General features: G+C 74.4%; 11 protein-coding genes. 7 read left to right on the top strand and 4 right to left on the bottom strand.

Annotated features, from left to right (window positions below; translation table 11 throughout):
* Nucleotides 1-39: 39 nt before the first annotated feature.
* Both ACIP67_RS41690 and ACIP67_RS41685 read left to right on the top strand, forming a co-directional pair.
* A complete protein-coding gene (locus tag ACIP67_RS41690; RefSeq protein WP_401699563.1) occupies nt 40-207 on the top strand; it encodes a hypothetical protein in 168 nt (55 codons plus the stop codon).
* Nucleotides 204-1,478 (top strand): ATP-grasp domain-containing protein, encoded by a 1,275-nt coding sequence (locus tag ACIP67_RS41685; RefSeq protein WP_401699560.1) that lies wholly within the window; start codon nt 204-206, stop codon nt 1,476-1,478. The genes ACIP67_RS41690 and ACIP67_RS41685 overlap by 4 nt, the downstream gene beginning before the upstream one ends.
* Nucleotides 1,479-1,804: 326 nt before the next feature.
* Here ACIP67_RS41685 and ACIP67_RS41680 read toward each other — a convergent pair whose 3' ends face one another.
* Nucleotides 1,805-2,272: a DUF6299 family protein gene (locus ACIP67_RS41680; protein ID WP_401699557.1), complete on the bottom strand. Its 468-nt coding sequence runs from the start codon at nt 2,270-2,272 to the stop codon at nt 1,805-1,807.
* 376 nt (nt 2,273-2,648) lie between these two features.
* Between ACIP67_RS41680 and ACIP67_RS41675 the strand changes: the two genes are divergently transcribed.
* From ACIP67_RS41675 to ACIP67_RS41665, 3 genes are all read left to right on the top strand, one after another.
* Nucleotides 2,649-2,837, top strand: coding sequence for a hypothetical protein (locus ACIP67_RS41675; RefSeq protein ID WP_401699555.1), 189 nt, complete (start codon nt 2,649-2,651; stop codon nt 2,835-2,837).
* 15 nt (nt 2,838-2,852) lie between these two features.
* Nucleotides 2,853-3,677: a PaaX family transcriptional regulator C-terminal domain-containing protein gene (locus tag ACIP67_RS41670; protein ID WP_401699552.1), complete on the top strand. Its 825-nt coding sequence runs from the start codon at nt 2,853-2,855 to the stop codon at nt 3,675-3,677.
* Nucleotides 3,678-4,308: 631 nt separating this feature from the next.
* Nucleotides 4,309-4,767, top strand: coding sequence for an ATP-binding protein (locus tag ACIP67_RS41665; RefSeq protein ID WP_401699550.1), 459 nt, complete (start codon nt 4,309-4,311; stop codon nt 4,765-4,767).
* Here the strand turns inward: ACIP67_RS41665 and ACIP67_RS41660 are convergent.
* The 3 genes from ACIP67_RS41660 to ACIP67_RS41650 all read right to left on the bottom strand — a co-directional run bounded on the left by ACIP67_RS41660 (nt 4,721) and on the right by ACIP67_RS41650 (nt 8,650).
* Nucleotides 4,721-6,154 (bottom strand): amino acid permease, encoded by a 1,434-nt coding sequence (locus tag ACIP67_RS41660; protein ID WP_401699548.1) that lies wholly within the window; start codon nt 6,152-6,154, stop codon nt 4,721-4,723. The two genes, ACIP67_RS41665 and ACIP67_RS41660, sit on opposite strands and share 47 nt — an antisense overlap.
* Nucleotides 6,155-6,309: 155 nt before the next feature.
* Nucleotides 6,310-7,317, bottom strand: a complete 1,008-nt coding sequence (argF, locus tag ACIP67_RS41655; RefSeq protein WP_401699546.1) for an ornithine carbamoyltransferase — start codon at nt 7,315-7,317, stop codon at nt 6,310-6,312.
* Between the two features lie 109 nt (nt 7,318-7,426).
* On the bottom strand, nt 7,427-8,650 hold the full coding sequence (locus tag ACIP67_RS41650) for an arginine deiminase (RefSeq protein WP_401699543.1): 1,224 nt from the start codon (nt 8,648-8,650) through the stop codon (nt 7,427-7,429).
* Nucleotides 8,651-8,819: 169 nt separating this feature from the next.
* Here ACIP67_RS41650 and ACIP67_RS41645 point away from each other — a divergent pair, with 169 nt between their 5' ends.
* Together ACIP67_RS41645 and ACIP67_RS41640 are read left to right on the top strand one after the other, a co-directional pair.
* Entirely contained in the window at nt 8,820-10,022 is a 1,203-nt protein-coding gene (locus tag ACIP67_RS41645; RefSeq protein ID WP_401699541.1) for an SPFH domain-containing protein, read from the top strand.
* Nucleotides 10,019-10,921: a hypothetical protein gene (locus tag ACIP67_RS41640; protein ID WP_401699539.1), complete on the top strand. Its 903-nt coding sequence runs from the start codon at nt 10,019-10,021 to the stop codon at nt 10,919-10,921. Before ACIP67_RS41645 ends, ACIP67_RS41640 begins: the two co-directional genes overlap by 4 nt.
* Nucleotides 10,922-11,541: the final 620 nt, after the last annotated feature.

Below are 11,541 nucleotides of genomic sequence, written 5' to 3'. Positions count from 1 at the left end.
GGCCGTCGGCGGCGCAGCACCACACGGAGAAGGACCTCGATGCGAAATCTGCTGCTGTCCATCGTCTACTACGTCCTGGTCGTCCCGGCCGGCCTGCTCGCCCGGCTGGTCAGGGACCCGCTCGCCCGCGGCCTGGACCGGGGCGCCGACACCTACTGGGTCACCGGTACCGGTGGTGTCACGGGCCGGAAGGCGGCCGTCCGATGACGACGTCCGACGCCCGTCCGGGGACGGAGGGTCCGGCCCGCGCCCTCGCGTTCGTCGAGAGCAACCTCACCGGCACGGGCATGCAGGCGCTGCGGCTGGCCCGCTCCCTGGGACTGCGCACCCTCTTCGTGACCTCGGATCTCGACCGCTACTCCGTGGACCCGGACACGGCACGGACGATCCGCGAGGTCGCGGACGAGATCCTGCACTGCGACACGCAGAGTCCGGAGGCGATCGAGAAGGCACTGCTCGCCTCCGCGACACCGATGGCCGGCGTGATGACGGTCATGGAGTACTACGTGCCCACGGCGGCGGCCACCGCGCACCGCATGGGGCTGCCGGGGCCGGACCCCACGGCGGCGGACATCGCCCGGGACAAGCTGAAGACCCGCGTGCGGTGCGCCGAACGCGGCGTGCCGGTGCCGGAGTTCCGCTTCGTCCACGACGCCGAGGAGGTCGACGCGGCGCTGGCCGTGACCGGCCTGCCCTGTGTCGTGAAGCCGATCGACGAGTCGGCGAGCATCGGTGTCGCCCTGTGCCGCACCCGGGACGAGACCGTCGCCCGGGTCGCCGACATCGCCGGACGGCCGACCAACTCCAAGGGCCAGCCCCGCGTTCCGGGCGCGCTGCTCGAGGAGTGCCTGTTCGGGCACGAGGTCAGCGTGGAGACCTTCACCGTCGCGGGTGCCACGACGGTCCTGGGCGTCACCGACAAACTGCTCGGCCCCACACCGCACTTCGTGGAGCTGGGCCACACGTTCCCGTCGTCCGTGGGCGAGGCGGCGGACCGGGCGGCGGACCTGGCGGTGGCGGCCCTGGACGCCATCGGCTTCGACTTCGGTCCGGCTCACGTGGAGGCCAAGCTGACGCCGCGCGGGCCCGTGCTGATCGAGATCAACGCGAGGACGGGCGGGGACTTCATCCCCGATCTCGTCGAACACGGGACGGGGGTGCCGCTGCTGCGGGCCTCGGTCGTCGCCCACAGCGGCGGGCGTCCCGACCTCACGCCCACGCGGGCCCGGGGGGCCGCCATCCGCTTCATCGCCGGACGGTCGGGAACGGTGGACTCCGTTCCCGACACCGGCGTCCTGGAGAACTTCCCCTCGGTCGTCGCCTTCCGGGTGAAGGCGACCCCGGGGCAGCGGACCACCTGGCCGTCCCACAGCCACGAGCGGCTGGGTCACGTGATGACCTGCGCGGCGACCCCCGGCCAGGCCGCGGCGGACGCCGACGCGGCCCTCGCCCATCTGGCGCCCACGTACCGCGAGTGACCCGCGCGCGGGCGGCTCCGGCCGGGGGCGGCCCGCACCCGAGGGCTCCCGCCGGGGACGCCTGCGGGGCGGCACCCCCGCCGAGGGCGGCCTGTACGCACGTGTCACCCGCAAGGGACGGCCCACGGCCCACAGCCCGCCACCGCCGGTGCGGCGGCCGGATCGGCGGTGGCATGACCGCCGGTGCGGGGGCCGGATCGGCGGTGGCATGACCGCCGGTGCGGGGGCCGGATCGGCGGTGGCATGACCGCCGGTGTGGTGGCCGGGTCGGCGGTGGTGGAGCCGCCGGCCCGGCCGTTCGGCCCTCGATCCGGTGTGACCGGCTGCTACCGGGCCGCCTTCGCCGGCGCGCCCTCCTGCTGCTGGGTCTCCCCGGTCAGCGTGATGTCCTTCTGCTCGGCCGCGTGCAAGTGGGGCAGGGGCACGAAGCCCGTGGGCCGCAGTTCCATCAGCGTGGCCTGGACGTGGGCCTCGCCGGGCGTGAGGGCGTCCGGTGCGGCCTTGCCGGTGTTCACCCAGCGGTGCTCGGCGCCGTCGCACACCGCCCGGGTGCCGCCGATGCCGTACTGGGTGGACGAGGTGCTCCGGCCGATGGACGTGCTGAGGACGACGGAGCCCGAGTCGCCGACGCAGCGGTAGGTGCCGGAGAGGGTGACCGTGCCGTCCTCGGCGATCTTGCCGGTCGGGTCGACGGTGACCGTCTCGGACGTGTCGGCGGCGGCGGATGCCGCCGGGGCGGCGAGCAGAAGCAGGGCGGCACCGGCGGCCGCGGTCAGGACGGGGCGCAACGACATGGAAGGACCTCCTGTTGTGGGGGCTTCCACTGGTACCGGGCGATCGCCTCCGATCCCGTGACCGTCACCCCTTCGGTGGCGAGTCCGCGCCGCGCGTCGGCGGACGGTGGCGGAGTCGCCCTGGTGCTGTCACGATCGGGGACTCCGGCGAGCTGCTGCCCGACGGCCGGATGGTGGCCCCGCACCGAGTGGTGGCCCCGCACCGGGTGACGGCCGCGCGGCCGGCCGTCGCCGCCCGATCGGTCCGGAAGGACGGCGAACCCGTCGAGCCCGACGAGGGCCCGCTCGTGCCCCGGCCGGACGATCCCCACGGCCGCCGTCGCCGGACAGCCGCGGCCCGCCGCCGCACGCGGCCCGGTCCGGCGGCACGGGCCCGGTGGGCGGCGACGTCCGTGACGTACACGGTGACGCGCGCCGGCCGGCGCCGTACGAGTGCCCGCGCGAGACCGTCCTCCTGGCCGCCCGGCGGCGCACGGCGACGGGCGGACTCCAGCGGTTCCGGTTGCGCACCGCCGCCGACGCCGATGCGGACACCGATGCGGACACCGATGGTGACCAGCAGTGATGCCGACGACCTAAGATGATCAACGTGTCCGACCAGCCTGCACCTCGGTCTCTCATCGTCACGCTCTACGGCGCGTACGGCCGCTTCACGCCGGGCCCGGTGCCCGTCGCCGAGCTGATCCGGCTGCTCGCCGCGGTCGGCGTCGACGCGCCCTCCGTGCGCTCCTCGGTCTCCCGGCTGAAGCGCCGCGGACTGCTCCTGCCGGCCCGCACCGCGCAGAACGCGGCCGGCTACGAACTGTCCGAGGAGGCACGGCAGTTGCTCGACGACGGCGACCGGCGGATCTACGCCACCGCGCCGCACGGCGACGAGGGCTGGGTGCTGGCGGTGTTCTCCGTGCCGGAGTCGGAGCGGCAGAAGCGGCACGTCCTGCGGTCCCGGCTGGCCGGTCTGGGCTTCGGCACGGCCGCCCCCGGCGTGTGGATCGCGCCGGCCCGCCTGCACGAGGAGACCCGCAACACGTTGCGGCGGCTGCGCCTCGACCCGTACGTGGACCTCTTCCGCGGCGAGCACCTGGGCTTCGCGCCGACCGTCGAGGCCATGGCCCGCTGGTGGGACCTGGCGGCCGTGGCCAAACAGCACGAGGCCTTCCTGGACCGGCACGAACACGTGCTGCGCGCCTGGCAGGCCCGCGCGGACACCCCGTGCGAGGAGGCCTACCGCGACTACCTCCTCGCCCTCGACTCCTGGCGCCACCTGCCCTACGCGGACCCCGGCCTGCCCGCCCGCCTGCTCCCCGACGACTGGCCCGGCGCGCGCTCGGCGGCCGTGTTCCGGGGGCTGCACGAGCGGCTGAGGGACGCGGGCGCGGAGTTCGCCGGGGTGCCCGCGACCGCCTGACGGGGTCGGCGGCTCAGCGACGGCCTGCCCGGTGGGGACGTCGATGGCGTCGGCGCGGTGTACGGCGAAGGCACGGGCGACGTCGGCGGCGTCCTCGGCCGTCGTGCCGCCCTCGGCCCAGTCGGTGGCGGAGATCCGCACCGTCATGGGCGCAGCTCCTTTGGCCATGGCCCGGACGGTGTCGCACACCTCCAGCGGGGCCGCGGCGTAGAGGCCGGCGGGGGCGACGGTGGCCACGCCGTCGGCGGGGGTGGCGCGGAGGTGGTGCCGGTCGGGGTGCGGGCGGCGGAGCCGGTGAAGGGACTCGTGAGGGCGGCCTCCTCGACGAGCGGTCACCTTCGGAATCATCGCCGTTGCGCGACTGTCGTCAGGAGTGCGCGACAGAGGGGGCGGGTATGCCCCCGGGGGAGTCACCGCCTGACCTGTCCGCGTCACAGCCGTCACCGGTCCTCGATAACCCGGTAACAGCGGGATCGGGGGCGCGAGCGGGGCCGTTGAGCCGGGTAGGCCGACCGGTGACGCGGTCGGCGGTCCCGGACGGCGACCGCTCCGCGCCTCGGCGGGAGGCCCGCCGTACCATTCCCCGAGCCGAAAGCAGGACCGCCTGATGTCGAGCACAGGAACCTGCGCCATGAACGGACCCGCCGTGCACGAACACCCCGCCTCACCCGCCTCCTGGCGCATCGCGCTGCCGCACTCCGCCACGGCCGTGCCGGTGGCCCGCGCCCTGGTCCGTACGGCCCTGGCCGATCTGGAGCACGGGGCGGACAGCGACACGGCGGAGCTGCTCACCGCCGAGCTGGTGGCGAACGCCGTGGAGCACACCGCCGGGGACGACCCGATAGAGCTGGTGGTGCAGCTGCTGCCGACCGGCTGCCAGGTCGAGGTGCACGACCCCGACCCGGCCCCGCCCGGCGATCTGACCCGCCCCCGCGGCGGGGAGCCCGACCCCTGGAAGGAGCACGGACGCGGTCTGCTGCTGATCCGCGCCCTGAGCTCCTCCTGCGGCCACCGCCCCACCACACGGGGCAAGGCGGTGTGGTTCAGGCTGGCTGCGGTTCCGCCACAGCGGCGTCCGCGTCCCGCGTGACCTGCGGCAGCCGGGAGTTGCGGCGCCCGTAGAGGACGTACAGCACAAGACCCGCCGCGAGGAACAGGGCGAACTGCAACCAGGTCGCCCAGCCCGTCTCGTACATCAGGTACAGGCAGCAGCCGACACCGAGCAGGGGCAGCAGGGGGAACAGCGGTACGCGGAAGGTGCGGGCCAGGTGCGGGTCCCGTCGGCGCAGGGCGATGACGGCGATGTTGACGACGGCCATGATGGCCAGGGTGCCGATGGTGCACAGGTTCATCACGGCGTCCAGGGAGGCGAAGGCCGCCGGGAGCGCGAAGACGACCGCGACGATCAGCGTGCCGGCGACCGGCGTGGCGGTGCGGGGCGAGACCCGCTCGAAGACGCGCGGCACGAGTCCGTCCCGGGCCATGGCCAGCAGGATGCGGGTCTGGCCGTACATCACCGCGAGGACCACGGACGCGATGGCGACGACCGCGCCGAAGGCGATGATCCCGCCGCCGACGGAGGAGCCGGTGACCTTGTCGACCACGTGCGACAGAGCGGCGGGGCGGCCGCCGACCTCGTCGCCGCCGACGGCGCCGATCGCGGCGAGCGCGACCGCGCAGTACAGCAGGGTGACCACGCCCATGCAGACGAGGATCGCCACGGGCACGTCCCGGCGGGGGTTCCTGGCCTCCTCGCCGGCCGTGGTGATCGCGTCGAAGCCGATGTAGGAGAAGAAGGCCGCGGTGGTGCCGGCGCCGATGCCGCCGAGGCCGGCCGGGGTGAAGGGGGTGAGGTTGCCGTCCCGGAAGGCGCTGAGGCCGATCGCGCAGAAGACGACGAGGACGGCGATCTTGAGGACCGCCATGGCGGCGGTGGCGCGGGCGCTCTCGCGCACTCCGCGCACCAGCAGGACGGCGGCCATGGCGATGACGAGGACGGCGGGCAGGTTCACCGCTCCCCCGTCGCCGGGGCCGGCGGACAGGGCGGCGGGCAGCTGGTGGCCGGTGAGGCTGTCGAGCAGCTCGTTGACGTACTGGCTCCAGCCGACGGCGACGGCGGACACGGAGACGCCGTACTCCAGGAGCAGGCACCAGCCGACGACGAAGGCGGTGCTCTCGCCGAGGCTCGCGTAGGCGAAGGAGTACGAGGAGCCGGAGACCGGGATGGCGCCGGCCAGCTCGGCGAACGCGAACGCGGTGAAGACGCAGGTGATCGCGGCCAGGACGAAGGAGACGACGACGGCCGGGCCCGCCTGGGCGACCGAGTCGGACAGGCCGACGAAGATGCCGGTGCCGACGATGGCGCCGACGCCGAAGCAGACCAGCTGGAAGAGGCCCATCGTGCGGCGCAGGCCGTGGCCCTCGCGGTCGGCGCCGGACGCGGCCACCAGGAGGGCGGGGGATTTGATGCGGGGCATGCGGGTGGTGCTCGTTTCTGGTGGTGCGGGGGGTGACCGGATTCGGTCGCGCGGCGGCCTCGGAAGGGGTGGCTCCGGGCCGCCGGACAGCACAGGGCCCGGTGGCGGGCGTCGTGGGGGTGCGAGGTGGGGGGTGCGGGTGCGGCGGGGTGCGGTCAGGCCAGGGTCGCCACGAGGACGGCCTTGATCGTGTGCAGCCGGTTCTCCGCCTCGTCGAAGACGACCGAGTGGGCCGACTCGAAGACCTCGTCCGTCACCTCGAGGGAGTCCAGGCCGTGGCTCTCGTGGATCTCGCGGCCGACCTTGGTGCCCAGGTCGTGGAAGGCCGGCAGGCAGTGCAGGAACTTCACGTCAGGGTTGCCGGTGGCGCGCAGGACGTCCATCGTCACCGCGTACGGGGCGAGGGCGGCGATCCGCTCGTCCCAGACCTCCTTGGGCTCGCCCATCGACACCCACACGTCGGTGGCCACGAAGTCGGCGCCGCGCACGCCCTCCTCCAGCGACTCGGTGAGGGTGACGCGGGCGCCGGTGGTCGCGGCGAGCTCATGGGCCCGCTCGACGATCTGCTGGGCGGGCCAGTAGGTCTTGGGGGCGACGATCCGCACGTCCATGCCGAGCAGGGCGCCGGTGATCAGGTAGGAGTTGCCCATGTTGAAGCGGGCGTCGCCGAGGTAGGCGAAGGCCGTGTCGGACAGCGGCTTGGCGCAGTGCTCGGTCATCGTCAGCACGTCGGCGAGCATCTGCGTGGGGTGCCAGTCGTCGGTGAGGCCGTTGAAGACGGGCACGCCCGCGTGGGCCGCCAGTTCCTCGACCTTGTGCTGGCTGTCGCCGCGGTACTCGATGCCGTCGAACATCCGGCCGAGGACCCGCGCGGTGTCCTTCACCGACTCCTTGTGGCCGATCTGGGAGCCCACGGGGTCGAGGTAGGTGGTGGAGGCGCCCTGGTCGGCGGCGGCGACCTCGAACGCGCAGCGGGTGCGCGTGGAGGTCTTCTCGAAGACGAGGGCGATGTTCTTGCCGCGCAGGTGCTGGACCTCGGTCCCGGCCTTCTTGGCGGCCTTCAGTTCGGCGGCCAGCTCGATCAGGCCGCGGAACTCCTCCTGGGTGAAGTCCAGCTCCTTGAGGAAGTGGCGGCCGGCGAGGGCGGTCGGGACTGTCGCCATGGGGCGCTCCAGAGGTGCGGTGCATGAGGTGCAGTGACAGGGACCCTTGGAAGTCTATACGACGCACAGCATTTATATACAGAGCGTCTCGTCGCCCCGGCCCGAAGGCCTATACGGCCCCCCGTTCGACCGGACAGCTCATGCAGCGTGGCCCTCCCCTCCCCCGTCCCAGTTCGCTGCCCGGGATCTCGATCACCTCGATGCCCTGTTTGCGCAGGTGGGTGTTGGTGGTGGCGTTGCGTTCATAGGCGACGACGACGCCCGGTTCGACGGCCAGGACGTTGCAGCCGTCGTCCCACTGCTCGCGCTCGGCGGCGTGCACGTCCTGGGTCGCGGTCAGCACCCGGATCTCGCTGAGGCCGAGGGCGGCCGCGATCGCGCGGTGCATATGCTCCGGCGGGTGGTCGGTGACCTTCAGCTCCTTCTCGCCGACACCCGGCTCGATGGTGTACGAGCGGAGCATGCCGAGGCCCGCGTACTGGGTGAAGGTGTCCCCGTCGACCATCGTCATCACGGTGTCCAGGTGCATGAACGCGCGCCGCTTCGGCAGGTCCAGGGCCACGATGCTCTCGGCCGAGCCCGCGGCGAACAGCTTGTGGGCGAGCATCTCGACGGCCTGGGGGGTGGTGCGCTCGCTCATGCCGATCAGGACGGCGCCGTCGCCGATGACGAGTACGTCCCCGCCCTCGATGGTGGAGGGGTAGTCGGCCTGGCCCTCGGACCAGAGGTGGAACGTCTCGTCACGGAAGAGGGGGTGGTGGCGGTAGATCGCCTCGAAGTGGACCGTCTCGCGCCGCCGGGCGGGCCGGCGCATCGCGTTGATGGAGACGCCGTCGTAGATCCAGGCGGAGGTGTCGCGGGTGAAGAGGTGGTTGGGCAGCGGACCGAGGAGGAAGTCGTCGAGTTCCATGACGTGGAAGCGGACCGAGGTCGGTTCGGGGTGCGCCTCCAGGAACTCCCGCTTGGTGATGCCGCCGACGAGGAGTTCCGCGAGGGCGGGCGCGGGGAGGTTCTCGAAGGCGGCGCGGAGGTGGTCGGTGGCGAGCACCCCGTACTCCTTCTCGTCGAAGACCCGGTCCAGGACGAGCTGCCGGGCCGCCGGGATCTCCAGGGCCTCGGTGAGCAGATCGCCGAAGAGGTGGACGGCGACGCCGCGGTCGCGCAGCACGTCAGCGAAGCCGTCGTGCTCGGCGCGCGCCCGGCGCACCCAGAGCACGTCGTCGAAGAGCAGGGCGTCCTTGTTGCTGGGGGTGAGCCTTTTGAGCTCGAGATCCGGCCGGTGCAGGATGACGCGGCGCAGCCGCCCGGCCTCGGAGTCGACATGGAATCCCATGGCTTCATCCTGGCCGTCGCGGACCGCCTTCACCCCCCTGCCGGCCCCGATTCCCCGTGGATCCGCTCACTCCTGCCGCTTTTCGTCCCCTTGACGACAATCGATCATCCCTATTATCGTCGTACTGACGACATCCGGTGCGAGGCACGACGTCCAGGGGGACCCTTTCATGGCCGACATCACCCGGCGCCTGGGCTGGCGCCACCTGCGGGGCGCCCCGACGGCCCACATCCGCCACCACCGCTCCGGCAAGCTCGCGCACGACGGGCCGGGCCTCAGCTTCTGGTACCGCTCGCTGACCGCCGCGCTCTCCGAGGTCCCGGTCGACGACCGGGAACTGGCGATGACCTTCCACGCCCGCACCGCGGACTTCCAGGACGTGGCCGTGCAGGCGACGGTGACCTACCGCATCAGCGACCCCGCCGTCGCCGCCGCCCGCCTCGACTTCTCGATCGACCCGGACACCGGCGGCTGGCGCGGCGCGCCCCTGGAGCAGCTCGGCACCCTGCTGACGGAGACGGCCCAGCAGCACGCGCTGGACGTCCTCGCCCGTACGCCGCTGTCGGCGGCGCTGGTGGACGGGGTGGCGTCGGTGCGGGAACGCGTCGCGGCGGGACTGTCGGCCGAGCCCCGGCCGCCGGCCACGGGCATCGAGGTGGTGGCCGTGCGGGTCGTCGCGCTGCGGCCGGAGCCCGAGGTGGAGCGGGCGCTGCGCACCCCGGCCCGCGAGCAGATCCAGCAGGAGGCCGACCGGGCGACGTACGAGCGGCGGGCGGTGGCCGTCGAGCGGGAGCGGACGATCGCCGAGAACGAGCTCGCCAGCAAGATCGAACTCGCTCGGCGCGAGGAGCAGCTGGTCGAGCAGCGGGGCACCAACACCCGGCGGGAGGCGGAGGAGAGCGCGGCCGCGGACAAGGTCCGGGCGGACGCGGAGGCGTCCCGTACCGTGCGACTGGCGGAGGCGGAGGCCGCGCGCTCGGTGAAACTCGCCGAGGCGGAGGCGGCGCGGGCCGTGAAGCTCGCGGAGGCGGAGGCCTCCCGGGCCGTGAAGCTGGCCGAGGCGGAGGCCGACAAGCAGGTGCGGCTGGGCGACGCCGAGGCCCGGCGCACGGAGCGGCTGGCCGAGGCGGAGGCGGCCCGCGCGGTACGGCTCGCCCGCGCGGAGGCGGAGGCCGCGCGCGAGGTGGGCGAGGCGCGGGCACAGGCCCAGGCGGCGTGGCTGCGGGTGCACGCCGAGGTCGACGTGGCGACGCTGCACGCCCTCACCGGGACCCGGCTCGCGGAGAACCTGCCGCACATCGACAGCGTGACCGTCTCGCCGGACGTGCTGACCGGGCTGCTGGCCCGGCTCGGCGCCGGGGGCCGGGAGTGAGCCTGGCCCCGCGGGCCGTGCTCGTCCACCGCACCACGGAGTACGAGGAGCTGGTGGCCCGGCACGGCACGCACGGCCAGGCCGCCTTCTTCCTCGCCTCGCGCGGCCGGGACATCGAGGAGGTGGCCGAACGGCACCGCGGCACCCGGCGGGCGCTGGCCGAGGTGACCGCCGCCATCCCGCTGACGTGGCGTCAGACGCGGGTCGAGCGGGCCGACCTGGACCGCTTCCTGTTCGCGCCCGAGGACGTGGTGGTCGTGGTCGGCCAGGACGGGCTGGTGGCGAACGCCGCCAAGTACCTGACCGGGCAGCCGGTGGTCGGCATCGACACCGACCCCGGGCGCAACCCCGGCGTGCTGGTCCGCCACCGGGCACGGGACGCCGGTGCGCTCCTGCCGTCCGCGCTCGCGTCGGCCGGCACGCGGGTGGAGGAGCTGACCATGGTCGAGGCCGTCGCCGACGACACGCAGCGGCTGGTGGCCCTGAACGAGATCTATTTCGGCGCGGCCGGCCACCAGACCGCCCGATACCGCCTGGGCCTCGAGGACGACGGGGGTGTCGTCGAGGCCCAGGCCTCCTCCGGAGTGCTGGTGGGGACCGGCACGGGGGCGACCGGGTGGCTCCGGTCGGTGTGGCGGGAGCGGGGCGGCGGGCTGCGCCTGCCCGCGCCCACGGACGAACGCCTGCTGTGGTTCGTCCGCGAGGCCTGGCCGTCCCCGGCCACCGGAACGTCCCTGGTGGCCGGGGAACTCGCCCCGTCGGCCCGCCTCCGCCTCACCGTCGAGTCCGAACGCCTGATCGCCTTCGGGGACGGCGTCGAGACGGACGCCCTGGAACTGACCTGGGGCCAGACGGTCCGGGTGGGCGTGTGCGAGCGGCGCCTGCGGCTGGTGGGCTGAGGACCGGCGCCATGCGGCACGCGGGGCACGCGGGGCACGCGCGGCACGCGCGGCACGCGGGGCACGCGCGGCACGCGGGGCACGCGGGGCACGCGGGGCACGCGCGCCCGTGGGCGCCCACGGGCTGCGTCCGCCTCGTTGGCCTCGTCGGCCGCGTCGGCCTGGGCGACACCGGCTGGTCGGCGGCGGGCCACCGCGCCGCCGGGCCGGGCCGCCAGGTCCCCGAGGCGTCAGGGCCTGGGGCGTCACGGCCTGGGGCGGCACGGCCTGGGGCGTCAGACGCCCGGACCGGCCGGCCCCCGGCGGGCCGGCCGGTCCGGGCGGCCCCCGGCGGGCCGGCCGCCAAGCTGCCGGAACCGCAGGCATCCGATCAACCAGGCCCCAGCCGCAAGGCCAGCTGGACCCACCAGGCCTCAGGCCGCCAGGCCTGGCGGGCCTCAGGCCTGGCGGGGCCACAGGCCTGGCGGGCCACAGGCCTGGCGGGCCTTCAGGCGAGCGGGTCGGCCAGCCCCGACCGCGGGCCGTCGGGCCCCGGGGCCGGGCGGGCGGGCCCCGGGGCCGGGCGGGCGGGCCCCGGGGCCGGGGGGGCGGGCCCCGGGGCCGGGCGGGCGGGCCCCGGG

This window comes from Streptomyces sp. NPDC088812 (genome assembly GCF_044750285.1).
Classification (GTDB): Bacteria; Actinomycetota; Actinomycetes; order Streptomycetales; family Streptomycetaceae; genus Streptomyces.
Note: the sequence above shows the minus strand (reverse complement) of the source record. Positions and strands in the feature narration are given on the sequence as shown.

Coding starts and splice junctions, on each gene's coding strand:
- ACIP67_RS41690 (WP_401699563.1), top strand. CDS start 40: ATGCGAAATCTGCTGCTGTCCATCGTCTACTACGTCCTGGTCGTCCCG.
- ACIP67_RS41685 (WP_401699560.1), top strand. CDS start 204: ATGACGACGTCCGACGCCCGTCCGGGGACGGAGGGTCCGGCCCGCGCC.
- ACIP67_RS41680 (WP_401699557.1), bottom strand. CDS start 2,272: ATGTCGTTGCGCCCCGTCCTGACCGCGGCCGCCGGTGCCGCCCTGCTT.
- ACIP67_RS41670 (WP_401699552.1), top strand. CDS start 2,853: ATGATCAACGTGTCCGACCAGCCTGCACCTCGGTCTCTCATCGTCACG.
- ACIP67_RS41665 (WP_401699550.1), top strand. CDS start 4,309: ATGAACGGACCCGCCGTGCACGAACACCCCGCCTCACCCGCCTCCTGG.
- ACIP67_RS41660 (WP_401699548.1), bottom strand. CDS start 6,154: ATGCCCCGCATCAAATCCCCCGCCCTCCTGGTGGCCGCGTCCGGCGCC.
- argF (WP_401699546.1), bottom strand. CDS start 7,317: ATGGCGACAGTCCCGACCGCCCTCGCCGGCCGCCACTTCCTCAAGGAG.
- ACIP67_RS41650 (WP_401699543.1), bottom strand. CDS start 8,650: ATGGGATTCCATGTCGACTCCGAGGCCGGGCGGCTGCGCCGCGTCATC.
- ACIP67_RS41645 (WP_401699541.1), top strand. CDS start 8,820: ATGGCCGACATCACCCGGCGCCTGGGCTGGCGCCACCTGCGGGGCGCC.